This is a genomic window from Streptomyces achromogenes (assembly GCF_030816715.1).
In the GTDB taxonomy this organism is placed as follows: domain Bacteria; phylum Actinomycetota; class Actinomycetes; order Streptomycetales; family Streptomycetaceae; genus Streptomyces; species Streptomyces achromogenes_A.
This window is the reverse complement of sequence record NZ_JAUSYH010000001.1, coordinates 1,998,419-2,022,674: the sequence shown is the minus strand read 5'-3', so window position 1 is coordinate 2,022,674 and position 24,256 is coordinate 1,998,419. Positions and strand designations below refer to the sequence as shown.

Genomic DNA, 24,256 nt, shown 5'->3' with positions numbered 1-24,256 from the left:
CGGCCGGGTGCAGCCGGGTGGTGTCAGCCCGACCGGGGACCGACCTCCCGGTCGGACCCCGGCTCGGGAACCCCCGCTTCCCCCGCCGCCTGTGCGGACCCCGCCGCCCGCGTCCGCTGCGTGCGGGGCTTCGACCGCGACACGGCCACGCCCGCCAGGCACAGCACACCGCCGGCCAGGGTGAGCGCCCCCGGCACCTCGCCGAGCGCCAGCCAGGACATCAGGACGACCAGTGCGGGCACCGCGTACGTGGTCGCCCCCATGCGGCTCGCGGTCGTCCGGGCCAGGGCGTAGGCCCATGTGGTGAAGGCCAGCGCGGTCGGGAAGACGCCCAGGTAGACCATGTTGAGCGTGGCGGAGACCGGAGCGTCGGCCGCCTCGTGGACCAGTTGCCCCGCGAACGGCAGGCACACCACCGCCCCGACGACGCACCCGAACGTCGTCACCTGCAGGGCGCTCGCGCTTCCCAGGGCCGGCTTCTGCGCGACGACGCCGCCCGCGTAACCGAAGGCGGCGAGCAGGCACAGCACCACGCCGAGCACCGACGACCCGCCCGCACCCGACATCGACAGCCCCACCGCCACCGCGCCGGCGAACGAGACCGCCATCCCGGCCAGCAGCCGCGGCGGCATCGCGTCCCCGAGCAGACGCGCGCCGAGCAGCGCGATGAGGATCGGCCCGATGTTCACCACCAGTGCCGCCGTCCCCGCGTCCACCTGCTGCTCGCCCCAGTTGAGGACGACCATGTAGAAGCCGAACCACAGCAACCCCGACACGGCGATCCCGCGCCAGGCGGACCTCGGCGGCCGGCCCGCACGCCGTACGGCGCAGATGACCCCCAGCACCGCCGCGCCGGAGAGCAGCCGGCCGAGCGCCAGCGCTCCCGGCGAGTAGGCGTCGCCCGCGCTGCGGATCGACACGAAGGCGGAGGCCCACAGCACGACGGTCACGGCGGCCGCACCGGCGGCGAGCATCTCGGTACGGCGTTCGGCAGGCCGGGGGCTGGTCATCATGGTCCTCAGGCTAGGGGGACGGGCAGAACGCGGGCTCGCGGATTTCGGACGGGGAGCATCGCGTGGACGGTCACGCGGGTCGACGCGGGGGCGGGCGCGGCCGCTGGTCCAGGCCGGGCGGGGACACGGGCGGGGCGTCGGCGGGCGCCGGCCTCGGCTCAGCACAGGGCGGCGGGCTCGACGCCCAGCAGCTCGGCCAGCGCGCGTTCGCCCCGCGCCGTCACCTTCACGGCCCGCTCGGATCCGATGCGCACACACCAGCCCGCGTCGAGGGCGTGCCGGCACAGGGCGGCGCCGGCCGCGCCCGCCAGATGCGGCCGCCGCTCGGTCCAGTCGAGGCAGGCACGGGCCAGGGGCCTTCGGCCGGCGGGGTCGAGGACGATGCCGCAGTCCTCGAACCACCGCATCCCGGCCTCGGTCAGCGCGAACCCGGTGCCCCGCTCGTCGGGTGCGGGTGCGGGTGCGGGTACGGGGCTGTCGGTGGGCGCGGAAGCGGGGGCGGCGTCGGTCTCGGCTGACGACCGGGGGTGCGCGGCGGCCGAGGGAGGCGCGGGCGCCGGGGCGATCAGGCGGCGGGCGGTGAGGGCGTCCGTCAGGGCGATGCCGAGCCGGCCGGCTAGATGGTCGTAGCAGGTGCGGCCCCGGGCCATCGCCGAACCGGCCGTCGTGGCGCGCAGGCCGCGCGGCCGGTGGGCCGGATCCGGGGTCACCTGGGCGGCCAGGTCCTCCAGGAGCTGGGCGACCCGGGTGCCGGCGAGCCGCACGTACCGGTGCCGCCCCTGCCTCTCCTCGGCCAGCAGGCCCCCCGCGACCAGCCTGCCCAGGTGCTCGCTCAGGGTGGACGCGGCCACGCCCGCGTGCCGGGCGAGTTCGCCGGCGGTCCACGCCCGCCCGTCGAGCAGGGCCAGCAGGCACGCGGCCCGTGTCTCGTCGGCGACGAGACCCGCGAGTGCGGCCAGCCCCGCCACCCGGGGATCCCTGCGGCTCCCGGTGTTCGTGCGGCTGCCGGTGTCCATGACGCTCATGCCGTCCAGCATGCGCGACGCACACTTCGGCCGTCGCCGAACCGTGTCGGGGCGGCTGCCCCGACGGATCAGGGCAGCTGCTCGAACTGCCGCGCGAGGCCGTCGAGCAGTGCCGTGAGCCCGGTCTCGAACGCCCGCTCGTCGATCTTCTCCTGCTGCTCGGCGAGCAGGTGGGCCTGCCCCAGGTGCGGGTAGTCGGCCGGGTCGTAGGCGCTCACGTCGTCGACGAAGCCGCCGGCGAACGAGCCGAGCGCGGAGCCCATGATGAAGTAGCGCATCAGCGCGCCGATGCTGGTGGCCTGGGCGGCCGGCCACCCGGCCCGGACCATCGCGCCGTACACCGCGTCGGCGAGCCGCAGCCCGGCAGGGCGGCGGCCGGGTCCCCGGGCGAGCACCGGGACGATGTTCGGGTGGTCGCGCAGGGCGGCCCGGTAGGAGACGGCCCAGTCGTGCAGCGCCGTGCGCCACTCCCGGCCGGCGTCCTCGAACATCGACAGGTCGACCTGGGCGCTCACCGAGTCGGCGACGGCTTCGAGGATCTCGTCCTTGGTGCGGAAGTGGTTGTACAGCGAGGGCCCGCTCACCCCCAGTTCGGCGGCGAGCCGACGCGTGGAGACGGCCGCGAGGCCCTCCGTGTCCACGAGCGCCCGTGCGGTCTCGACGATCCGGTCGGTGCTGAGGAGGGGCTTGCGCGGTCGGGCCATGGCGCACATAGTAGGGCTGCACGCTGGAAACTAGCAGTGCTAATTTAAAGTCCGACTTCCCTGGTCGGTTTCCCGGGCCGACCTTCCGGGGCGCCGTCCGGTCCGGCATCCGGGTCGACCGTCCGGGTCCGGCTTCTCTTCAGTGAGGTGATCTCGTGGTGAACCTGGGGCTCAGCGAGGAGCAGACGGCCGTCCGGCAGCTCGCCAAGGAGTTCGTGGACCGCGAGATCGCCCCGCACGTCGTCGCCTGGGACCGGGCCGAGGAGGTCGACCGGTCCGTGGTGAAGAAGCTCGGCGAGGTCGGCTTCCTCGGGCTGACCGTCGACGAGGAGTACGGCGGCTCCGGCGGCGACCACCTCGCCTACTGCCTGGTCACGGAGGAACTGGGCCGCGGGGACTCGTCCGTGCGCGGCATCGTGTCCGTCTCCCTCGGCCTGGTCGCCAAGTCGGTCGCGGCCTGGGGGAGCGAGGAGCAGAAGCGCCGCTGGCTGCCCGGACTGACGTCCGGCGCGTACGTGGGCTGCTTCGGCCTCACCGAACCCGGCACCGGCTCGGACGCCGGCAACCTCACCACCCGCGCGGTCCGCGACGGCGACTCGTACGTGATCAACGGCGCCAAGACGTTCATCACCAACGGCACCTGGGCCGACGTCGTCCTGCTCTTCGCCCGCTCGACCGACGCGCCGGGACACAAGGGCGTCTCCGCGTTCCTCGTCCCCACGGACACTCCCGGTCTGGGCCGCCGCACCATCCACGGCAAGCTCGGCCTGCGCGGGCAGGCCACCGCCGAGCTGGTCCTCGACGACGTCCGGGTGCCCGCCTCCGCGATGCTGGCGCCCGAGGGCAAGGGGTTCTCCGTCGCGATGTCGGCGCTGGCCAAGGGCCGGATGTCGGTGGCGGCGGGCTGTGTCGGCATCGCGCAGGCCGCCCTGGACGCGGCGGTGCGGTACGCCGGCGAGCGCGAACAGTTCGGCAGGAGCATCGCCCACCACCAGCTCGTCCAGGAACTGATCAGCGACATCGCGGTCGACGTGGACGCGGCCCGGCTGCTGACCTGGCGGGTCGCCGACCTGATCGACCGGGGCCTGCCCTTCGCCACCGAGTCCTCCAAGGCCAAGCTCTTCGCCTCGGAGGCCGCCGTGCGCGCCGCCAACAACGCCCTGCAGGTCTTCGGCGGCTACGGGTACATCGACGAGTACCCGGCCGGCAAACTGCTGCGCGACGCCCGCGTGATGACCCTCTACGAGGGCACGAGCCAGATACAGAAACTGCTCATCGGACGGGCCCTGACAGGGGTCTCGGCGTTCTGAGTACGTACTGAGTACGCGGACGGATGTGGCGCGCGCCCCCTCCGCCGAAGCTTGTCCCCATGAGTGACACACCGGTCAAGCAGCAGAGCACCGCGGCGTTCTACGGACAGGCCGTCGCCTCCTTCGGTATCGCCATCGCGGCCACCGGAATCGGCATCTACAACCTCCACACCGACGGCTGGGTGCGCGGCTTCCTGGCGATCGCCGTCCTGTACCTGGTGACCTCCGCCTTCACGCTGGCGAAGGTGATCCGCGACCGGCAGGAGGCCGGGCAGATCGTGAGCCGGGTGGACCAGGCCCGCCTGGAGAAGCTGCTCGCCGACCACGACCCCTTCGAGAAGCTCTGAGCGGGCAATCTAAGCGAGCGCTCACCTTCGGCGGTATGGTGGAGCCCCTGTACCGAGAGAGGCGACGAGCGATGACTACGGCGGAGGAGACGGCCGGCGGCGAGATCGAGCCGTGGGACGAGGTCACCCCTGACGCGGCCAGGCGACTCCTCGTCGCCGCCGTGGAGGCCTTCGCGGAGCGCGGCTACCACGCGACGACCACCCGGGACATCGCGGGCCGCGCGGGCATGAGCCCGGCCGCCCTCTACATCCACTACAAGACCAAGGAAGAGCTGCTGCACCGCATCAGCCGGATCGGTCACGACCGTGCGCTGGACATCCTGCGCACGGCGGCCGCCGGCGAGGGCAGCGCCACCGAGCGTCTCGCCGACGCCGTCAGCTCCTTCGTCCGCTGGCACGCGGGGCGGCGCACCACGGCCCGGGTCGTGCAGTACGAGCTGGACGCCCTCGGCCCGGACGCCCGCGCGGAGATCCTCGGCCTGCGCCGCAAGGTCGACGCCGAGGTCCGCGGGATCATCGAGGACGGCGTGGCGAGCGGCGAGTTCGCCGTGCCGGACGTGCACGGCACCACCCTCGCCGTGCTGTCCCTGTGCATCGACGTGGCCCGCTGGTTCAACGTGGGCGGGCCGCGCACCCCCGACGAGGTCGGCGAGCTGTACGCCGACCTCGTGCTGCGGATGGTGGGCGCGGCGAAGTAGCCGCGCCGGCGTCCGCGGAAGCCGGGCCTCACAGGTGGGCCCGAGAGGCGGGGACGGCAACGGCAGGCCCCGGAGGCGGGACAGCGGGTCTCAGAGGTAGTAGCGGGACACCGACTCCGCCACGCACACCGGCTTGTCCCCGCCCTCGCGCTCCACCGTGAACGCGACGCTGACCTGCACTCCGCCGGTGACGTCCTCGACGCCGGTGATGGTCGCGGTGGCGCGCACGCGCGAGCCGACGGGCACCGGGGCGGGGAAACGCACCTTGTTCGTCCCGTAGTTGACGCCCATCTTCACGTTCTCGACCGTGATCAGCTGCGGACCGAAGAGCGGCAGCAGGGACAGGGTGAGGTAGCCGTGCGCGATGGTCGTGCCGAACGGTCCGGCGGCCGCCTTCTCCGGGTCCACGTGGATCCACTGGTGGTCGCCGGTGGCCTCCGCGAAGAGGTCGATGCGCTTCTGGTCCACCTCCAGCCAGTCGGTGTACCCCAGCTGCTCGCCCACCGCCGCCCTCAGCTCGTCGGCGGACGTGAAGATCCTCGGCTCTGCCATGTCTGCGGCCCTCTCGCGTCACTGGATGCCCATGCCACCGTGCCATGGGTCTAAGCAACTGCTTAGCATGGTCGGGCGGCGGGCCGATGTCAACGGACCCGGGGCCGGCGCGGGTGGGTAGGCTTCGAGGGGTGCCCCAGATTCCCGAGAAGATCCACGAGCTCACGGTGGGCCAACTCGCCGCTCGCAGCGGCGCCGCCGTGTCCGCCCTGCACTTCTACGAGTCCAAGGGCCTGATCAGCAGTCGCCGCACCTCGGGCAACCAGCGCCGCTACCACCGCGACACGCTGCGCCGCGTCGCCTTCGTCCGCGCCGCGCAGCGAGTGGGCATCCCGCTGGCCACGATCCGTGAGGCCCTTGCCGGACTCCCGGAGGAGCGCACCCCGACCCGTGAGGACTGGGCCGGACTGTCGCAAGCGTGGCGCGCGGAGCTGGACGAGCGGATCAGGCAGCTCAACCGGCTCCGCGACCACCTCACCGACTGCATCGGCTGCGGCTGCCTGTCCCTCGCCACCTGCGTCCTGTCCAACCCGGACGACGTCCTGGGCGACCGGCTGGCCGGCTCACGCCTGCTGGCCGAACGACGAGAGGACGACGGCGGGGGCGCCGGCCGGGGCGGGGGCGCGGGGCAGGGCTGACACGACGGCCACCCGCCCCCGCCCCGGGAGCCGGCGCGGCACGCGAGGCCGGCCGGACCGCAAGGCCGCCGCCCCCGGCCTTGCGCGGCTCCCGGCCTTGCGCGGCTCCCGGCCTTGCGCGGCTCCCGGCCTTGCGCGGCTCCCGGCCTTGCGCGGCTCCCGGCCTTGCGCCGCCGCCGGCCTCGTGCCGCCCAGGTCACGCGCCCCCGGTCCGGCGCCGGTCGCCCCCGGCTACTCGTACTCGGTTCCGCCCTTGCGGGTCAGGTAGGCGCCGCTCACCGCCTTGGCGATGGCCCTGCCTCCGGTCACCGGGCTGTACCGCTCGACGGCCGGGCGGATCACCACGCCCTCGCGCAGATGCAGCCCGCGTCCGGAGACCGTCTCGCGGCCGGAGGCGATCTCCAGCACCCGCGCGCTGTCGTACGGCCCCTCGAACAGGCGTGGCACCAGTGGCAGTTCGCCGCTCAGCAGCTGTTCCGCGTCCAGCCAGCGGATCGTGCCGTCGATCTCCGCGCTGACGTCGAACACGGCGTATCCGAGGGTCTCGCGCCGGCCGTCCGCGCCGTACGTCAGGTCCTGCACGCCCGCCCCGTACACCTCGCCGAAGATGCCGACCCGGCGCGCGCCCAACCGCTCGGCGAGCCGGGCGGCCGCCTCCGGGACGCCATGCCCGCGTACGGCACGCCAGTACAGGTTGCGCGGGTCCTCCGCGAGTGCGAGGGACTTCGCGCCGAAGCCCTTCGAGGAGACGAACACGCGCTCCTCGTCGGCGACGTAGGTGAGCAGGCACGCCGATCCGTGCAGCTTCTCGGTCAGCACCACCTGCTCGCCCGGTTCGAAGATGCCGGGATAGCGCTGGATGTTCTCGATGTCGACCCACGGCAGCAGCTCCGGGGCGGCTTCGACGTCCCCGTTCATGGTCGGCGGGATCGGCGGCACCCACTTGACGATGCCCAGCCGCTCCGCGAAGTCGACGCCGTCCGCCGCGGCCCGCGCCAGATCGACGTCGGCCAGCGCCTTCGGCCGGCACACGATGCCCTGTGACAGCTCGCCCCGCAGCCGAACCGCCTTGACCCGGTCCGACCTGCTGCCCGCGAGCCGCCCGGTCAGCCCCAGCTCCTCGACCAGTTCGAGAGGGAGGACGGACTGCTCGGGGATGTAGAGCGCGGCCTCCCCGGTGCGGTACGCCCCCTTGGCGACGACGGCCCGGTACAGGCCGACCTGGGCCAGTTCGAGGGCGTCGGCGTCGGGGTGTTCGTGGACGGTCAGCACTTCGGCGGTGACGCGCAGCGTCGACATGCGGGGCTCCTTCAAGTCCTCGGGCGAGTCGCTCAGTTGGGTTTCATCGGCCCAACTCTCCCCGCCGGAAAACGGTGGAGCGACCGTATTTGCGGCTGGTACCTTCCGGCCCCTTCCGCCCGTTCGGGACGTGCCCGCCCGTTGGGTGCCCGCCCGCTCGGGCGCCGGTGCGCGGGATGCACGGCCTGTGGGAACGGCGCGTCCGCGACCGGCCGGGCGTCGCCCGGGCCGGGCCGGTGTGAAACAGGGGTGCGTCATCGCCGGCGCACCCCCGCCGTCCTCGCAGGCCGGCCCGGGACCGGCCGCCGGCCTCGGGCGGAGCTCAGGCCGACGTCAGACCGGCGACAGGCCGGTGTCATCCCCACGTCAGGCCGACGTCAACCGGGCAGGCCGGCGTCAGGCCGACACCAGCAGCCGTCCTCGCCGGGCGTGCGCCAGCGCCTCGGGGGTGAGCACGGGGCGCGGGACGAGGATCCCGCAGTCCGCGCAGACCGGCCCCGCCGACGGTTCGTGGTCCAGTTCGTACTTCCAGGGCAGCCGTTCGCCGCCGCACACCGGGCAACCGGAGCCCGGCGCGCGCTCCAGCGCGGCGATCAGTTTGCGCAGCACGTCGGCCAGCGGCTCACGGGGGTGGAGCCGCGGGTCGTCGCACCAGGCGACGCCGAACCCGCCCCAGGTCAGGCGGTGCCAGTCGTCCACACTCCCGGGCCGGCGCAGTCCGTCGTGCTTCTCCTTCTTGCGGCGTTCGGCGAACTCCCCCTCATAGGTCAGCCACACCGCCCGCGCCGCCTCCAGCTCGTCCAGTGCGGCCACGAGCCGCGCCGGGTCGGGGGAGCGGTCCTCCGGACCGAACCCGGCCCGGGAGCACAGATGGTCCCAGGTCGCCCGGTGCCCGTAGGGGGCGAACCGTTCGAGGCACTTACGCAGCGAATACCGCCGCAGTGCCAGATCGCACCGCGGGTCTCGCACCTGTCTCGCCAGACTCCGGAAACCGGCCATCGCCTTGCACCTCCGTCACATCTGCACCTGAGCTTCGGTCACTTCGGCGTCGTCGCACGGACGTCGTCGAATAGACGTATCGACAAGCGATTCGGCTCCATCCGATCTCCGACGACCTCCACAACCCGAAAACTTGACGCATGTTCATCTTCAATCCCGGGGATACCGGCGGTAACCTTTCGGCCACCCCCGTCGCTAGGAGCAGCCGATGCCTCGGCGAACCCCCCGCAACTCTCTCGACAGACTGAGAACTCCCGGCAGATTCCCCGGGTTCCTGAAGACCGCTTCCATATGCGCTCTGATCGCCGGACTTTTGTCACCTCTTTCCCAAGTGGCGGCAGCGGCCGAGGTCACGGCCGCGAACGACTACTGCGGCGGACAGTGTTCCGACATCCTGCCGCCCGGTGAGAACGGCAACGCCACCCTGGCGCAGGTCCTCCTCAACCAGGCGTTCGGCACCCAGCCCGAACACGCGGACGACCAGCTCGGCCCCTACGCCAACCTCGCCAAGGGCTACCCCACCCTCACCAACGCCACGATCAACACCTTCTTCAACGACGCGTCGTTCGGCGTCGCCGCCGACCAGGTCGCCTCGACCGTCAAGCCCGCGAACCGCACGGACGTGACGATCGTCCGCGACAAGAAGACGGGTGTGCCGCACATCACCGGCACGACCCGGTACGGAACCGAGTTCGGCGCCGGCTACGCGGCCGCCCAGGACCGGCTGTGGCTCATGGACGTGTTCCGTCACGTCGGGCGCGGCCAGCTGACCGCGTTCGCGGGCGGCGACCCCTCCAACCAGGGTCTCGAGCAGCAGTTCTGGCGCAACGCTCCGTACACCGAGGCAGACCTCCAGGCCCAGATCGACAACGCCGTCGCCACCAACGGCGCCCGCGGCCAGCAGGCCCTCGCCGACGCGAACGCCTACCTCGCGGGTGTCAACGCCTATATCGACGCCTCCGACAGCGGCCGCTACTTCCCCGGTGAATACGTCCTGACCGGACACAAGGACTCAATCACCAACGCCGGCACCATCGACCACTTCAAGATCACCGACCTGGTGGCGCTGGCCTCGGTCATCGGTGCGCTGTTCGGCTCGGGCGGCGGCGGCGAGGTCAACAACGCCGTCTCGCTGCTCGCCGCACAGGAGAAGTACGGCGTGGCGCAGGGCACCCAGGTCTGGGAGGCGTTCCGCGAACGCAACGATCCCGAGGCCGTCCTCACCGTCCACAACGGCGAGAGCTTCCCCTACGGCGGCAAGCCCGCGACCCCGCAGGGCGAGGCGCTGCCCGACGCCGGTTCGGTGGCCTCGCAGCCGCTGGTCTACGACGCGACGGGCACCGGCGCCGACGCGAGTGCGACCGCCGCCACCGCCACGGCGACCGGGAGCGCCCTCAGCTCGGCCAGGCGCGGAATGTCCAACGCCCTCGTGGTGAGCGGCAAGTCCACCGCGAGCGGCCACCCGATCGCCGTCTTCGGGCCGCAGACCGGCTACTTCGCCCCGCAGCTGCTCATGCTCCAGGAGATCCAGGGCCCGGGCATCAGCGCCCGCGGCGCCTCCTTCGCGGGCCTGAGCATGTACGTCGAACTCGGCCGCGGCCAGGACTACGCGTGGAGCGCCACCACCTCCGGCCAGGACATCATCGACTCCTACGCGGTCGAGCTGTGCCAGGACGACTACCACTACCTGTACCACGGCGTGTGCACGGCGATGGACGTCGTCGAGCAGAAGAACGCCTGGAAGCCGACCACCGCCGACGGGACGGCCGCCGGTTCGTACACCATGCGCGTCTACCGCACGAAGTACGGGCCCGTGGAGTACCGGGCGACCGTGGGCGGCAAGAAGGTCGCCTACACCACCCTGCGGTCGTCCTACATGCACGAGGCCGACTCGATCATCGGCTTCCAGATGCTGAACGACCCGGACTACGTCAAGAGCCCGCAGACCTTCCAGACCGCGGTGCAGCACATCAACTACACGTTCAACTGGTTCTACGCCGACGCCACGCACACCGCGTACTACAACAGCGGCGACAACCCCGTCCGCCCGAGCGGTGTCGACGCCGAGTTCCCGGTGTGGGCGCAGGCGGCGTACGAGTGGAAGAACTGGGTCCCGGCCACCAACACGGCCGAGTACACCCCGGCTTCGGCCCACCCCAACTCCATCGACCAGGACTATTACATCTCCTGGAACAACAAGCAGGCCAAGGACTACACCACGGCCTCCTGGGGCGACGGGTCCGTGCACCGCGGCAACCTGCTCGAGGACCGGGTGAAGAAGCTGGTCGCGGCAGGCGGCGTCACGCGCGCGTCCCTGGTGAAGGCGATGGCGGAGGCGGCGCTCACGGACCTGCGCGCCGAGGACGTCCTGCCGGACCTGCTGAAGGTGATCAACAGCTCGACGGTCACCGACTCCACCGCGGCCGCGGCCGTGACCAAGCTGCAGAGCTGGCTGACGGCCGGCGGCAGGCGCACGGAGACCACGGCGGGCTCCAAGACGTACGCCGACGCCGACGCGATCCGCATCCTGGACGCGTGGTGGCCGCTGCTGGTCAAGGCCGAGTTCGAACCCGGTCTGGGCACCGGCCTCTACAACGCCTTTGGCGCCAACCTGCCCATCGACGAGGCACCGTCGGCGGCCCACGGGCCGACCGGGTCGCACGCCGGCAGCTCCTTCCAGTACGGCTGGTGGAGCTACGTCGACAAGGACGTCCGCGCCGTGCTCGGCGAGACCGTGCAGGGCGGGCTGACGCAGAAGTACTGCGGCGGCGGCACCCTGAGCGGCTGCCGGGACGTCCTGATCAGCACCCTGAAGGCGGCGGCCGGCAAGACCGCGGCCCAGGTCTACCCGGCCGACAAGCTCTGCACGGCCGGCAACCAGTGGTGCGCCGACTCGATCGTTCAGCGCACCCTGGGCGGCATCAAGCACGGCAACATCAGCTGGCAGAACCGGCCCACCTTCCAGCAGGTGGTGGAGTTCACCTCGCACCGGTGAGGCCCTGAGGAACGGCGGCGGGTCAGCGCACGCGGCCCGCCGCCAACACCAGTCGCGCCAGCTCGGGGTGCACGATGTCGCTGTGCGCCCCGGCCGGCGCCCCGCCGCGCCGGACGACCGCGGCAGCGTCGACGTTCACGCACCCCGACGCCGGGAGCGGGCCGGCCAGCGCCTCGGCGAGCGTGCACGCGCGCGTACCGGGGACCGCCTGCACCCCGTCGTGCCCCATGGCCCCCCACTTGGCGCCCAGCACGCTGCCGACGCCGAACTCCTCGACGGCCCCGCGGGCGTCGCCCGCCATCCGGGAGGCCAGCGGATACATCGTGCCGAGCGCCGCGTCGAAGGAGGAGTGGCAGCACACCAGCGGTCCGTCGATCCGGTGCTGCTGTCCCTCCAGCACACCGCCCGCGCGCGTGTCGTGCGGCAGCCGCGCCGCGAACGCGTAGTGCGAGAAGGCCCCTTGGAGCAGCGTCACGGACTTCACCGTGCGCACGCCGTCGGGCAGTCCGCGCAGCGCGAACGACACCAGCCGTCCGCCGAAGCTGTGCCCCACCAGGTGCACCCGTACCGCGGGCGCGACGGCCGCCAGCCGGCCCACGAACGGACCGAGCCCGCGCTCGCCGACCGTCCCCGCCCGCCGCTTCATCGCGTAGTACGTCGCCTGGCGCAGCAGCTCGTGCGCCCCGTCCCAGGGGTCGGGCAGCGAGAACCCGACGACTCCGGGGCCGGTTCCCGGACCGGCTTCGGGTTCGGCTGCCGGGCCGTCGGAGACCGGCCTTCCGGCTTCGAGGACGGCCAGGGCCCGGGCGAACTCCTCGCAGACCTCCGCCGTGGGCGCGGCGAACATCTGCGGCCCGTCCTGCGGGACGCCCTCCGCCAGGATGTCCGCCGCGAACAGCGCCTGCGGCCCGGGCGGCGCCACGTCCACCAGCGACCGCACCAGCCGCCCGAACTCCTCCAGCGGGGCCTCCCCGGGCGGCCGTTCCTCCAGCAGCCGCCCGATGCGGTCCACCACCGCGGCCCGGCCCGGGAAGGCGGCCAGCAGTGCGCGCCGGGTCTCCCCGTCCAGCGTCCGACGCCGGACCGCGCCCACGCCCGTGGCAGCGGCAGCGGACCGCGGGAAGTCCGGGATCGGCTCGTCGGAGAACCGCATCGACGGCCACACCACGCCCACGTAACCGATCCTCGCGGCCGGGGCGAGCGCGGGCATCGGGGCGAAGAAGCGGCTGTAGAGCGCGCTCGCCCCGGAGCGGTCGGTGTTCCAGCCGTGCGCGAAGACGATCAGATCGCGGACGCCGCGCCGCCCCACCTCGGCCGCCAGCCGGTCGCGCCGTCCGCCGTCGACGTCGCCGTCGGCGTCGAAGATCAGCTCCCAGTAGGGCGTCACGCTCATCGCAGGTTCCGCCACGACAGGCCCCCTCGTTCCCGAAGCGGTGCGCCAGGTGCGCGCATCGTCCTGCGAACGGGGGCGATTGGCCATACGTCACGCGCCTCTTCCGTGCACCTCCGCACGGAAGGCGCGCTCCCGGGCTCGCGGAACCCGGTGCGCGCCGAACGGGCCGTGAATCCGGAGCGGCCCTTCCGCCGCAACATACCGACTGGTTAGTCTGAGACGCGGAGCCGGGTGTGCGCCCCAGGGCCGCAGTCCGTGCCGTAGCCGCGTCGAAGGAGACCGAGTGGAAGCCGTGCAGGATGCCGGAGTGGTCGTCACCGGAGCGGGAGGCGGCATCGGCGCCGCCCTGGCCCGCCGCTTCGCCGCCGAGGGCGCCCGGGTCGTGGTCAACGACCTCGACGCGGACCGGGCGCGGGCCGTCGCCGACGAGATCGGCGGCATCGCGGTCCCCGGCGACGCCTCGGCGGTCGTGGACCGGGCCCGCGAGGCCCTCGACGGCGTCGTCGACGTGTACTGCGCCAACGCCGGCGTCGCCTCGGGCGGCTCCGAGGCCGCCGAGGAGGCCGTCTGGGCGCAGGCCTGGGACGTCAACGTGATGGCGCACGTCCGCGCCGCCCACGCGCTGCTCCCGGGCTGGCTGGAGCGCGGCCGGGGCCGCTTCGTCTCCACCGTCTCCGCCGCCGGCCTGCTCACCATGATCGGCGCGGCCCCCTACAGCGTCACCAAGCACGGCGCGTACGCATTCGCCGAGTGGCTGTCGCTGACCTACCGGCACCAGGGGATCAAGGTGCACGCGATCTGTCCCCAGGGCGTGCGCACCGACATGCTGGACGCCACCGGCAGCGCGGGCGACCTGGTGCTCAAGCCGACCGCGATCGAGCCGCGGGACGTGGCGGACGCTCTGTTCAAGGGCATCGCCGAGGACCGCTTCCTGATCCTGCCGCACCCCGAGGTCGCCGGGTACTACCAGGTGCGCGCCGGCGATCCCGACCGCTGGCTGACCAACATGAACCATCTCCAGCAGAAGTGGGAGGCGGCCGGATGACGGCGCCCGCCTCCCACTACGAGGCCAAGCCCTGGCTGGCCCTCCTCGACGACGCCCAGCGCGCCCCGATCGAGCCCGCCGACTCCCTGGTGCACGCCTTCCGCAGGTCCGCCGCCGAGGTTCCGGACCGTCCCTGCCTCGCCTACTTCGACGGCCGGCTCGGCTACCGCGAGGTGGACGAGCTCAGCGACTCCGTGGCCGGGCACCTCGCCGCCCGCGGCCTGCGGCCCGGCGACCGGGTCGCCGTCCTGCTGCAGAACTCCCCGCTGTTCGTGCTCGCCCTGCTCGGCGCCTGGAAGGCGGGTGCGACGGTCGTCCCCGTCAACCCGATGTACAAGGCGGGGGAGGTCGCCCACGTCCTGCGGGACGGCGAGGTCACCGCACTGATCTGCTCCGACCGCGCGTGGGAGGCGTACCTGCGCGAGACGGCGGCCGACTCGCCGGTGCGGATCGTGCTCATCGGCTGCGAGCTGGATTTCCAGACGCGCGGCGACGCGCGCGTGCTCGCCTTCGAACGGCTCCCGCAGGCCCCCGACGCCGACGACCTCACCGCCGTCGCCCGCGCCGGCCACCGGGCCCCGGCGGGCCGCGAGGCCGCCCCCGACGACATCGCCCTGATCAGCTACACCTCGGGGACCAGTGGCGCTCCCAAGGGCGCCACCAACACGCACGGCAACATCATGTACAACGCCGAGCGGCAGCGCACCGGCCTGCGGCTGCCCGAGGCGCCCGTCTACTACGCGCTCGCGCCCCTGTTCCACATCACGGGCATGGTCTGCCAGCTCGGCGCGTGTCTGAACAGCGCGGGCACGCTCGTCCTGACGTACCGCTTCGAGGCGGGCCTGGTGCTGGAGGCGTTCGCCGAGCACCGGCCGCACTACACGGTCGGCCCGTCCACCGCGTTCATGGCGCTGGCCGCCCACCCCTCCTGCACCCGGGACCACTTCGCGTCGTTCGCGCACATCTCCTCCGGCGGCGCGCCGGTGCCGCCGGCCCTGGTGGAGACCTTCCGGGCCGGCTTCGGGCCGTACATCCGCAACGGTTACGGCCTCACCGAGTGCACGGCTCCCTGCGCCTCGGTACCGCCCCAGCACGAGGCGCCGGTCGACCCGGCCTCCGGGACCCTCGCCGTCGGCGTGCCCGGTCCCGACACGGTCGTGCGCATCGTCGACGACCGGGGCGCGGAGGCGCCCTTCGGCGAACAGGGCGAGATCGTGGTGCGGGGTCCGCAGGTCGTTCCCGGGTACTGGCGGCGGCCCGAGGCCACCGCCGAGGCCTTCCCCGGCGGCGAGCTGCGCACCGGGGACATCGGCTTCATGGACGAACAGGGCTGGCTGTACGTCGTCGACCGCAAGAAGGACATGATCAACGCGTCCGGCTTCAAGGTGTGGCCGCGCGAGGTCGAGGACGTGCTGTACACCCACCCGTCGGTGCGCGAGGCGGCCGTCGTCGGGGTGCCGGACGGCTATCGCGGGGAGACCGTCAAGGCGTACATCAGCCTGCGTCCGGGCGCGGACGCGGATGCCGATACGCTCGCGGCCTACTGCAAGGACAGACTGGCGGCCTACAAGTACCCGCGTCAGGTGGAGATCCTGCCCGACCTGCCGAAGACGGCGAGTGGCAAGATCCTCCGTCGGGAACTGCGTTCCCGCCCGCACGACGGTCAGTAGCACGACAGCCGGTGAGACACGCCGACAAGGCATCGAGGAAGGCAGGTGGCGGCAGTGCCCAGGACCACGGACGGCGACGGGACCCCCGTGCCGCAGCGACTGCTCGCCGCCGCCACCCGGCTCTTCGCCGAGCAGGGCTACGACCGCACCTCGGTGCAGGAGATCGTCGAGGCGGCCGGCGTCACCAAGGGGGCCCTTTACCACTACTTCGGCTCCAAGGACGACCTGCTGCACGAGGTGTACGCGCGCGTGCTGCGCGTCCAGCAGGAGCGGCTCGACGCCTTCGCGAACGCCGACGAGCCGATCGAGAAGCGACTGCGGGGCGCGGCGGCGGACGTCGTCGTCACGACCATCGAGAACCTCGACGACGCGATGATCTTCTTCCGCTCGATGCACCACCTGAGCCCGGAGAAGAACAAGCAGGTGCGAGCCGAGCGCCGGCGCTACCACGAACGCTTCCGGGCGCTCGTCGAGGAGGGCCAGGCCTCCGGCGTCTTCTCCACGGCGACCCCGGCCGACCTGGTCGTGGACTACCACTTCGGGTCGGTGCACCACCTGTCGACCTGGTACCGGCCGGACGGCCCGATGGGCGCACAGGAGGTCGCCGACCACTTGGCCGACCTGCTGCTGCGGGCGCTGCGGCCCTGAGACCAGCCGACGGGCAGGCCGACGGGTAAGGGGTGGTCGTCCATGGCGACCGCCCCTTACCCGCGCCACTGGTTCTAGAGGTACTTCTTCAGCTCGCGCCGGGCCAGCGACCGTTGGTGCACCTCGTCCGGCCCGTCCGCGATCATCAGCGTGCGCGCCCCGGCGTACAGCTCGGCCAGCGGGAAGTCCTGGCTGACGCCGCCCGCGCCGTGCAGCTGGATCGCCCGGTCGATGATGTCGACGACCGCGCGCGGGGTGGCGATCTTGATGGCCTGGATCTCCGCGTGGGCGCCCCGGTTGCCGACGGTGTCCATCATCCAGGCGGTCTTGAGCACCAGCAGTCGCAGCTGCTCGACCGTTACGCGCGCGTCCGCGATCCAGTTGTGCACGACGCCCTGCTGTCCCAGCGCCTTGCCGAAGGCCGTACGGGAGACGGCCCGGCGGCACATCAGCTCGATCGCCCGCTCCGCCATGCCGATCAGCCGCATGCAGTGGTGGATGCGGCCGGGGCCGAGGCGGGCCTGGGCGATGGCGAAGCCGCCGCCCTCCTCGCCGATCAGGTTCGTCACGGGCACGCGCGCGTGGTCGAACACCACCTCGGCGTGGCCGCCGTGGTAGTGGTCCTCGTACCCGAACACCTTCATGGCCCGCCGGACGGTGACGCCGGGCGTGTCGCGCGGCACCAGCACCATGGACTGCTGGCGCCGGATGTCCGGTCCTTCCGGGTCCGTCTTGCCCATGACGATGAAGATCTTGCAGTCCGGGTTCATCGCCCCGGAGATGTACCACTTGCGACCGGTGAGGACGTAATCGTCGCCGTCCCGCTCGATGAGCGTGGTGATGTTGGTGGCGTCCGAGGAGGCCACCTCCGGCTCGGTCATCGCGAACGCCGAACGGATCTCGCCCGCCAGCAGCGGCTCGAGCCACTGCTTCTTCTGCCGCTCGTCGCCGAACTGCGCGAGCACCTCCATGTTCCCGGTGTCCGGCGCGGCGCAGTTCAGCGCCGTCGGCGCCAGCTGGGGGGAGCGGCCGGTGATCTCGGCGAGGGGCGCGTACTGCAGGTTGGTGAGCCCGGCGCCGTGCTCGGCGTCGGGCAGGAAGAGGTTCCACAGGCCCTGGCTGCGCGCCTCGGCCTTCAGCTCCTCCACCACGGCCGGGGTGTCCCACGGCGAGGCCAGCAGCGCCCGCTGCTCCTCGGCCACCGCCTCCGCCGGGTAGACGTACTCGTCCATGAAGGCGAGCAGCCTGGCGCGGAGGTCCTCGGTGCGTGCGTCGAACGCGAAGTCCATGCCGGTCAGCCTTCCTGGAGTGTGGTCAGTCCGTGCTCGATGAAGACGGGGACGAGCTCCCCGATGCGGTCGAAGCCGCGCCCGACCGTCTGGCCGAGTGTGTAGCGGTAGTGGATGCCCTCCAGGATCACGGCGAGCTTGAACCAGGCGAAGGCCGTGTACCAGGAGACCGCCGAGACGTCGCGCCCGGAGCCCGCCGCGTACCGCTCGACCAGCTCGGCCGGCGACGGATGACCGGGCGCCGCGGCGGTCGTGGAGATCGGGGAGTTCGGCAGCGTCAGCGGAACGCTGTACATCACCAGCAGCCCCAGGTCGGTCAGCGGGTCGCCGAGGGTCGACATCTCCCAGTCGAGGATCGCGCGGATCGTGTCGTCGGGGCCGATCAGGACGTTGTCGAGCCGGTAGTCGCCGTGCACGACGGCGGCGGCCGGGGAGGCCGGCAGCTCGCGGCCGAGCGCCGCGTGCAGCTCGTCGATCCCGGTCAGCTCGCGGCTGCGGGAGGCGTCCAGCTGCTTGCCCCAGCGGCGCAGCTGCCGGTCCAGGAAGCCCTCGGGCCGGCCGAAGTCGGTCAGGCCGACCTCGCCGGGGTCCACCGCGTGCAGCTCCACCAGGGTGTCCACCAGCGACAGCACCGCGTCCCGGGTGCGCCGCTCGCCGAGCCGGGCGAGCTCGTCGGCCGTCCGGTAGGGCGTGCCCTCGACGAACTCCATGACGTAGAACGGGGCCCCGAGCACGTCGTCGTCCTCGCACAGCAGGACCGGGCGGGGCACCGGCACGCTCGTCGGGTGCAGGGCGCTGATCACCCGGTGCTCACGCTTCATGTCGTGCGCGGTGGCCAGGACGTGCCCCAGCGGAGGCCGGCGCACGACCCACTTAGCCTCGCCGTCGGAGACCGCGTAGGTGAGGTTGGACCGTCCGCCTTCGATCAGCCGTCCGGTGAGGGGGCCGTGGACCAGACCGGGACGCTCGCGCTCCAGCAGGGCGCGCAGCCGGTCGAGGTCGAGTCCGGGCGGGTGGTCGGGGCTCATGCGTCGCTCCTACGGACGGGACGGGTGAACAGGGGCTCGCCCCATGATGCCGACCGGTCGGTATGGAGTCCAGGGGTGATGCCCAACGTGATCGGGGCCACGATAGGCCGACGGCTCCCCGGACAGAACCCGGGGAGCCGTCGGCAGACCCTTTTTCGGCCCGCGCGGGCTGTTCCCCTCCCGGCCGTTCGGGCCGTTGCCCTCCCGGCCGTTCCGCCGTTCCGGCGTTCCCCGAGCTACGGGCCGCCGCGGTCGCATATCGGGTGATCCGGCTTGCGTGGCGTCCGGGGACCCCGGAGGGTCGGACCCATGAAGGCGATCAGTTACGCAGGCTACGGCGGCCCCGAGACGCTCGTGTACGGGGAGGTGCGCGACCCCAGGATCGGCCCCGACGCGGTGCTGGTGAAGGTCCGCGCGGCGGCTGTGAACCCCGTCGACTGGAAGGCCCGGGAGGGATACCTGGACGGGATGCTGGACGCCGTCTTCCCGGTGATCCCCGGCTGGGACGTCTCGGGGGTCGTCGTCCAGCTCGGTGCGTCCGTCCCGGAGTACGCGGTCGGCGACGAGGTCATCGGCTACGTCCGCGAGGACTTCCTCTCCCGCGGCACCTTCGCCGAGTACGTCGCCGCTCCCGTGCGCACCCTCGCCCGCAAGCCGCGCAACCTCACCTGGGAGGAGGCCGCGGGCCTGCCGCTCACCGGGCTCACCGCCTACCAGGTGCTGACCGGGGCGCTCCGGGTCAGGCGCGGCGAGACCGTCCTCGTCCACGCGGCGGCGGGCGGCGTCGGTTCGATCGCCGTGCAGCTCGCGCGTCACCTGGGCGCCCGGGTGATCGGCACGGCGAGCGAGGCCAACCACGACTTCGTGCGCTCGCTGGGCGGCGAGCCGGTGACCAACGGCGACGGGCTGGCGGAACGGGTGCGCGGGCTGGCCCCGGAAGGCGTGGACGCGGCCTTCGACACGGTCGGCGGCGAGACGCTGAAGGTCTCCGCCAACCTGCTGGTCCCGGACGGACGCCTGGCGTCGATCGCCGACGGGGACGTCGTCGGCTACGGCGGCCGCTACTGCTGGGTCCGCCCCGACGCCGGGGACCTCACCCGCCTGGCGGAACTGGCCGAACAGGGCGTCGTCTCCGTGCACGTCTCCAAGACGTTCCCGCTCGAGCAGGCCGCGCAGGCCCACCGTCTGAGCGAGGAGGGCCGTACCCGCGGCAAGATCGTCGTCACGGTGGACTGGGCGGAGGAAGCGGACGACGTGAAGGACGCGGACGACGCGAAGGGAGCGGAAGGCGCGGAGGGAGCGGAAGGCGCGGAGGCGGCGGAGGAAGCGGCTGGGGACGGCGCGTAGGGGCCGGGCCGGGAGGGCGTGGGCGGGAGGCGCGTGGGCGGGGAGCGGCGCGTGGGCGGGGGAGCCCCCGTCGGCGGGCGGGTCAGACCACGAGGACGACGGCGCACACCGCCGTCGCCACGGCGCAGGCGACGGCCGCCGTGGCGTGACGGGCGGTGAGGGCCGCCGGGCTCGGCGTGGCGGCGAGGGCGTGGATGCGCCGGTGGGCGAGCAGCAGGAAGGCGAGCCACAGGGCGCAGCACAGCGTGCCCGCCACGACCCCGAACGCCGACGGACCGTCGTGCAGCGAGGCCTTCAGGGCCAGCACGGCCGAGACGGTGCTCGCCAGCGTCGTACGCCGCCAGGCGAGCCGGGTCCGCTCGGGCTGGAGACCGGGGTCCCGCTCCGGCACCGGGCCTGCGCTCATCCCTCCCACCCCACCAGCACCACCAGCACCATCGCCAGGGCCACCACCGCGACCACGACGCCCAGCAGCGCCGGGAAACGGGAGGACGGCAGGTCCTCGCCCCGGCGCATCGCCCGCTCGCAGCGCACCCAGTGGTTCACCGCCCGCAGGGAGCACAGCACGCCCGCCGCGAGCAGCGCGAGCGCCAGCCCCACCCGCCAGCCCCAGCGCAGGTCCGGCAGGAACTGGTCCACCGCGAACCCCCCGCCGATCAGCGCGAGCGCGGTGCGCAGCCAGGCCAGGAACGTGCGCTCGTTCGCCAGCGAGAACCGGTAGTCGGGCGTGCTGCCCTCCTCCTTGACCTGTTCGGGGGCGAACCACAACCGGACGTTCCGTACGAACTCGATCACCCGCAGGACCCTACCCGTCGCCGCGCGGGGCCCCGTCGGCGCGGCTCATGCCGTGGCCCGGTGCGCCCGGAGCCGCTCGTACGCCGCCAGCCCGTCCGGCACCCACTCCCAGACGGACAGGCGCCGTTCGACCTCCTCCTCGGGCAGGAAGTCGTGCCAGGCCACCTCCTCCGTCTGCGGGGTCACCGGCAGCTCGCAGCGGACCTCGTACACGGCCGACCACCAGCTCCCGGCCGCGCCGTCCTCGTAGAGAAACGTGAACAGGTACTCCGGTCGGGGCAGCCCCCTCACCCCCAGCTCCTCCTCCGCCTCGCGCAGCGCGGCCTCGTCGTAGGCCTCGCCCGCGCCGACCACCCCGCCGACGAACATGTCGTACAGGGAGGGGAACACCAGCTTGGACGCCGTCCTGCGGTGGACGAAGATCCGCCCCTCGGCGTCCCTGACCTGGACGAAGACACAGCGGTGACGCAGGCCTTCGGCGTACACCTGCCCACGCGGGCGCCGGCCGATGACCCGGTCGTTCTCGTCCACGATGTCGAGGATTTCGTCAGCAGCGCTCATCGCCCCATCCAAGCAGCCCCGTCCGAACAGCCCCGTCCAAGCAGCCCCGTCCGAACAGCCCCGTCCAAGCAGCCCCGTCCGAGCAGCCCCGTCCGAGCAGCACATTTCATGCAGCACCGTGCAGGCAGCCCCAAGCAGGCAGCCCCCGTGCGAACCGCTCCCGCCCGGGCAGCTCCGTCCTTGCGGCCGGGAGGACCAGGACCGCCCTGCCGCGGCTGGAAACTACTGCGGCTGGAAATCCGGCACCCTCTCACGAGGGGCTCCGCCCCGGGGCATCGCCGGGTGCAGCCCGAGCAGCACGATGCCCGCGACGATCGCCGCCAGCCCCGTCGCCTCCCAGGCCAGCGCGGCGGTGTCGGCGTGCAACCGGTCGCCCAGGAAGCCGACGCCGCAGACGATCCCGGCGAGCGGCTGTGCCGCCGTCAGCGCGGGCAGCGACATCCGCAGCGGCGCCGTCTCGAAGGCGCTCTGCACCAGCACCAGGCCGGTCACGCCGAGCGCGAGCACCGCGTACGGCTCCCAGCCGGTCATCAGCTCGCCGAGACCGCCGGCCGAGAAGTGCTGTCCGCTGACCCGGGTCAGCGCGTCCTGCACGCCGTACAGCAGACCTGCGGCGAGGGCCAGCAGCACCGGGCCCGCGCTCAGCCGGGAGCGCTTGGCGTAGGTGGTGAGCAGCAGCGCCAGTCCGATCATCGCGCCGATGATCGTCCAGTGCCGCAGCGGATCCGTGACCGCGCTGCCGCCGCGCGGCTCGCCCGCCACGATGAAGACGGTCACCCCGCCCGCGAGCAGGACGAGCCCCGCCCAGCCCTGGCGGCCCAGCGACTGTTTCGTCTGGTGCCGGGAGAGCGCGAGGGCGAAGAGCAGGTTGGTCGCGAGCAGCGGCTCCACCAGGGAGATCTCGCCCTGGCCGAGCGCGATCGCGCCCAGGGCCATCCCGGCCACCATGAGGCCGAGGCCGCCCAGCCAGCGCGGCACCTTCATCAGGTCGAACAGCAGCCGCGGCGAGAGGAAGTCGCCGAGCGGCGCCCGCTGGGCCGCGTTCTGCTGGAGCACGAACCCGAAGCCCAGACAGCAGGCGGCGCTCACGGCGAGAACCAGAACCAGAACCGACACGCTGCGTACCTCGATCATCCGGTCGGGCCACGGACGGGGTGCGTAGTGGCCGACTGTAGCGCCCCGGCGCCCTCGGCACCCTGGGAGTGCCCGAGGCGTCCGCCGCGGGCCCGCCCGGGGCGATGGTTGCGGGAGTACCCCGAACCGGGCGGCTGACTCGGTCGCGGGGCCCGCGGCCGAAGCCGGGGCGTGGGGCGCCCCTACGGCCATGGTGTGGGCTCCGGCCGGGCCGCGCCATGGCGCACGCCACACGGGATTCGGCGGGGTCCCCTCCCGCGCGGCCCGGAAAGGCAAGAAGTGATGACGGAAGTCTGACGGCTGCCGGGGAAACCTGGTCCGGACCGCCCGCGAGTGTTCGAATGGACGGGTGAATCCCGAACCGTCCGAGGAACGCGGCGCCCCCGTCGGCCGCCGGGTGTTCCTCGGCACCCTCGCCCTCGGCGCCCTGGGGGTCGTCGCCGCACCCCCGCTCCAGCGCGGTCTCGAGGCCTTCCTCGGGAGCGCCGCGGACAAGGACCCCACGGGCCTGACCGGGCTGCTCCCCAACGGAGGCGGCTTCCGCTACTACTCGGTGACCTCGTCCGTCCCGCACAAGGACGCCTCGAACTACCGGCTCACCGTGGACGGCCTGGTCGACCACCCGGTCAGCTACACCCTGGCCCAGCTGAAGGCCATGCCGCAGACCAGGATGGTCAAGGACGTGCAGTGCGTCACCGGCTGGCGGGTCCCCGGCACCGCGTTCGAGGGCGTGCGGCTCTCCGCCCTCCTCGACGCGGCCGGTGTGCGGGCGAAGGCCGGCGCGGTCCGCTTCACCTGCTTCGACGGCGCGTACAGCGAGAGCCTCACCCTGGACCAGGCCCGCCGCGCCGACGTCCTGGTCGCCCTGCGCATGCAGGACAAGGACCTCGGTCACGACCACGGCGGCCCCGTCCGTCTCTACGTGGCGCCGATGTACTTCTACAAGTCCGCCAAGTGGCTCTCCGGCATCACCGTCACCGAGAAGGTGAAGCCCGGCTACTGGGAGGACCGCGGCTACGACGTCGACGCCTGGGTCGGCCGTTCGAACGGACGCGACGATGAGCCTACGAGCTGAGGCCCCGCCGGCCGCCACGGGAGTGCGCCGCTTCACCCGCGCCGAGCGCTGGGTGCACCGCAGCACGGCGCTGCTGATGGGCGTGTGCGTGGTGACGGCCGCCTGCCTGTACGTCCCCGAGTTCGCCCAGCTCGTGGGCCGCCGTGAACTGGTCGTACGCATCCACGAGTGGGCGGGGCTGGCACTGCCCGTCCCCGTCCTCGCGGGTCTCGCCTCCCGCGCGTTCCGCGCCGACCTGCGCCACCTCAACCGCTTCGGCCCCTACGACCGCCGCTGGCTGCGGGCCGTCCTGCGCCGGGACAAGCGGCGGGAGTCGCGTCCGGCCGCCAAGTTCAACGCCGGTCAGAAGATCTACGCGGCCTGGATCGCCGGGGCCACGCTGGTCATGCTCGGTACCGGACTCCTCATGTGGTTCACCCACCTCACCCCGATCATGTGGCGCACCAGCGCGACCTTCGTGCACGACTGGCTGGCCCTGACCGTCGGCATCGTCCTGGCCGGCCACATCGGTATGGCGCTCGGCGACCCGGAGGCCCGGCGCGGCATGCGCACGGGCTCCGTGAGCCGCGAGTGGGCCGAGCGCGAACACCGCCACTGGCGGCCGTGACCGGCACAGCCCCCGACGGCTCCGTCCGGTTGGTCAGCCGCCGAAGTCCAGCAGCACCTTGCAGGAGCGGCTGCGGTCGGCGGC

The 24,256-nt window shown here is 72.8% G+C and carries 24 protein-coding genes; 11 read left to right on the top strand and 13 right to left on the bottom strand.

Annotated features, from left to right (window positions below; all coding sequences use genetic code 11):
- Positions 1 to 23 precede the first annotated feature (23 nt).
- The 3 genes from QF032_RS09155 to QF032_RS09145 all read right to left on the bottom strand — a co-directional run bounded on the left by QF032_RS09155 (position 24) and on the right by QF032_RS09145 (position 2,751).
- Positions 24 to 1,010: a DMT family transporter gene (locus tag QF032_RS09155; RefSeq protein WP_307049999.1), complete on the bottom strand. Its 987-nt coding sequence runs from the start codon at positions 1,008 to 1,010 to the stop codon at positions 24 to 26.
- Positions 1,011 to 1,171: 161 nt separating this feature from the next.
- Positions 1,172 to 2,029, bottom strand: a complete 858-nt coding sequence (locus QF032_RS09150; RefSeq protein ID WP_307060192.1) for an ArsR/SmtB family transcription factor — start codon at positions 2,027 to 2,029, stop codon at positions 1,172 to 1,174.
- A gap of 77 nt (positions 2,030 to 2,106) precedes the next feature.
- Entirely contained in the window at positions 2,107 to 2,751 is a 645-nt protein-coding gene (locus tag QF032_RS09145) for a TetR/AcrR family transcriptional regulator (RefSeq protein ID WP_307041407.1), read from the bottom strand.
- A 149-nt stretch (positions 2,752 to 2,900) separates the two neighbouring features.
- On the opposite strand from QF032_RS09145, the gene QF032_RS09140 reads away from it, so the two are divergent.
- The 3 genes from QF032_RS09140 (at position 2,901) to QF032_RS09130 (ending at position 5,097) form a co-directional block, all read left to right on the top strand.
- Positions 2,901 to 4,052 (top strand): acyl-CoA dehydrogenase family protein, encoded by a 1,152-nt coding sequence (locus QF032_RS09140; protein WP_306956165.1) that lies wholly within the window; start codon positions 2,901 to 2,903, stop codon positions 4,050 to 4,052.
- A 59-nt stretch (positions 4,053 to 4,111) separates the two neighbouring features.
- Positions 4,112 to 4,399: a YiaA/YiaB family inner membrane protein gene (locus QF032_RS09135; RefSeq protein WP_306953687.1), complete on the top strand. Its 288-nt coding sequence runs from the start codon at positions 4,112 to 4,114 to the stop codon at positions 4,397 to 4,399.
- Between the two features lie 71 nt (positions 4,400 to 4,470).
- The gene (locus QF032_RS09130) at positions 4,471 to 5,097 is read left to right on the top strand and encodes a TetR/AcrR family transcriptional regulator (RefSeq protein WP_306953689.1); all 627 of its coding nucleotides are present in this window, start codon (positions 4,471 to 4,473) and stop codon (positions 5,095 to 5,097) included.
- Positions 5,098 to 5,187: 90 nt separating this feature from the next.
- On the opposite strand, the gene QF032_RS09125 is transcribed toward QF032_RS09130, so the two are convergent.
- Positions 5,188 to 5,649, bottom strand: coding sequence for a MaoC family dehydratase (locus QF032_RS09125; protein ID WP_306953691.1), 462 nt, complete (start codon positions 5,647 to 5,649; stop codon positions 5,188 to 5,190).
- 86 nt (positions 5,650 to 5,735) lie between these two features.
- On the opposite strand from QF032_RS09125, the gene soxR reads away from it, so the two are divergent.
- Positions 5,736 to 6,287 (top strand): redox-sensitive transcriptional activator SoxR, encoded by a 552-nt coding sequence (gene soxR, locus QF032_RS09120; protein ID WP_373430312.1) that lies wholly within the window; start codon positions 5,736 to 5,738, stop codon positions 6,285 to 6,287.
- Positions 6,288 to 6,518: 231 nt separating this feature from the next.
- On the opposite strand, the gene QF032_RS09115 is transcribed toward soxR, so the two are convergent.
- On the bottom strand, positions 6,519 to 7,586 hold the full coding sequence (locus QF032_RS09115; protein ID WP_306953693.1) for an RNA ligase (ATP): 1,068 nt from the start codon (positions 7,584 to 7,586) through the stop codon (positions 6,519 to 6,521).
- A 396-nt stretch (positions 7,587 to 7,982) separates the two neighbouring features.
- The gene (locus tag QF032_RS09110; protein WP_266723437.1) at positions 7,983 to 8,585 is read right to left on the bottom strand and encodes a hypothetical protein; all 603 of its coding nucleotides are present in this window, start codon (positions 8,583 to 8,585) and stop codon (positions 7,983 to 7,985) included.
- 208 nt (positions 8,586 to 8,793) lie between these two features.
- Between QF032_RS09110 and QF032_RS09105 the strand changes: the two genes are divergently transcribed.
- Entirely contained in the window at positions 8,794 to 11,580 is a 2,787-nt protein-coding gene (locus tag QF032_RS09105) for a penicillin acylase family protein (RefSeq protein ID WP_307055665.1), read from the top strand.
- A gap of 22 nt (positions 11,581 to 11,602) precedes the next feature.
- Here the strand turns inward: QF032_RS09105 and QF032_RS09100 are convergent, their stop codons facing one another.
- Positions 11,603 to 12,988, bottom strand: a complete 1,386-nt coding sequence (locus QF032_RS09100) for a serine-threonine protein kinase (protein ID WP_307055663.1) — start codon at positions 12,986 to 12,988, stop codon at positions 11,603 to 11,605.
- Positions 12,989 to 13,256: 268 nt separating this feature from the next.
- On the opposite strand from QF032_RS09100, the gene QF032_RS09095 reads away from it, so the two are divergent.
- From QF032_RS09095 to QF032_RS09085, 3 genes are read left to right on the top strand one after another with little or no spacing between them, the layout of a single operon-like run.
- Entirely contained in the window at positions 13,257 to 14,018 is a 762-nt protein-coding gene (locus QF032_RS09095; protein WP_307055661.1) for an SDR family oxidoreductase, read from the top strand.
- Positions 14,015 to 15,688 carry a class I adenylate-forming enzyme family protein gene (locus tag QF032_RS09090; protein WP_307055660.1) on the top strand — a complete coding sequence of 558 codons (1,674 nt, stop codon included), beginning with the start codon at positions 14,015 to 14,017 and terminating at the stop codon, positions 15,686 to 15,688. Before QF032_RS09095 ends, QF032_RS09090 begins: the two co-directional genes overlap by 4 nt.
- 54 nt (positions 15,689 to 15,742) lie before the next feature.
- Entirely contained in the window at positions 15,743 to 16,336 is a 594-nt protein-coding gene (locus QF032_RS09085) for a TetR/AcrR family transcriptional regulator (protein ID WP_306953699.1), read from the top strand.
- A gap of 74 nt (positions 16,337 to 16,410) precedes the next feature.
- Here QF032_RS09085 and QF032_RS09080 read toward each other — a convergent pair whose 3' ends face one another.
- Together QF032_RS09080 and QF032_RS09075 are read right to left on the bottom strand one after the other, a co-directional pair.
- The gene (locus QF032_RS09080) at positions 16,411 to 17,625 is read right to left on the bottom strand and encodes an acyl-CoA dehydrogenase family protein (protein ID WP_307041390.1); all 1,215 of its coding nucleotides are present in this window, start codon (positions 17,623 to 17,625) and stop codon (positions 16,411 to 16,413) included.
- A 5-nt stretch (positions 17,626 to 17,630) separates the two neighbouring features.
- Positions 17,631 to 18,653 carry a phosphotransferase family protein gene (locus QF032_RS09075; protein WP_307041388.1) on the bottom strand — a complete coding sequence of 341 codons (1,023 nt, stop codon included), beginning with the start codon at positions 18,651 to 18,653 and terminating at the stop codon, positions 17,631 to 17,633.
- A gap of 309 nt (positions 18,654 to 18,962) precedes the next feature.
- On the opposite strand from QF032_RS09075, the gene QF032_RS09070 reads away from it, so the two are divergent.
- Entirely contained in the window at positions 18,963 to 20,000 is a 1,038-nt protein-coding gene (locus tag QF032_RS09070; protein ID WP_307041386.1) for an NADP-dependent oxidoreductase, read from the top strand.
- Positions 20,001 to 20,082: 82 nt separating this feature from the next.
- On the opposite strand, the gene QF032_RS09065 is transcribed toward QF032_RS09070, so the two are convergent.
- The 4 genes from QF032_RS09065 to QF032_RS09050 all read right to left on the bottom strand — a co-directional run bounded on the left by QF032_RS09065 (position 20,083) and on the right by QF032_RS09050 (position 22,472).
- Complete coding sequence (locus QF032_RS09065) at positions 20,083 to 20,406, bottom strand: DUF202 domain-containing protein (protein ID WP_307041384.1); 324 nt, start codon at positions 20,404 to 20,406, stop codon at positions 20,083 to 20,085.
- Positions 20,403 to 20,795: a YidH family protein gene (locus QF032_RS09060; protein ID WP_307041382.1), complete on the bottom strand. Its 393-nt coding sequence runs from the start codon at positions 20,793 to 20,795 to the stop codon at positions 20,403 to 20,405. The genes QF032_RS09065 and QF032_RS09060 overlap by 4 nt, the downstream gene beginning before the upstream one ends.
- Before the next feature lie 45 nt (positions 20,796 to 20,840).
- The gene (locus QF032_RS09055; protein ID WP_306953707.1) at positions 20,841 to 21,356 is read right to left on the bottom strand and encodes an NUDIX domain-containing protein; all 516 of its coding nucleotides are present in this window, start codon (positions 21,354 to 21,356) and stop codon (positions 20,841 to 20,843) included.
- 222 nt (positions 21,357 to 21,578) lie between these two features.
- A complete protein-coding gene (locus tag QF032_RS09050) occupies positions 21,579 to 22,472 on the bottom strand; it encodes a DMT family transporter (RefSeq protein ID WP_307055658.1) in 894 nt (297 codons plus the stop codon).
- Positions 22,473 to 22,839: 367 nt separating this feature from the next.
- On the opposite strand from QF032_RS09050, the gene QF032_RS09045 reads away from it, so the two are divergent.
- Positions 22,840 to 23,565 (top strand): molybdopterin-dependent oxidoreductase, encoded by a 726-nt coding sequence (locus QF032_RS09045; RefSeq protein WP_307041379.1) that lies wholly within the window; start codon positions 22,840 to 22,842, stop codon positions 23,563 to 23,565.
- The gene (locus QF032_RS09040; protein WP_307041377.1) at positions 23,549 to 24,172 is read left to right on the top strand and encodes a cytochrome b/b6 domain-containing protein; all 624 of its coding nucleotides are present in this window, start codon (positions 23,549 to 23,551) and stop codon (positions 24,170 to 24,172) included. Before QF032_RS09045 ends, QF032_RS09040 begins: the two co-directional genes overlap by 17 nt.
- Positions 24,173 to 24,256: the final 84 nt, after the last annotated feature.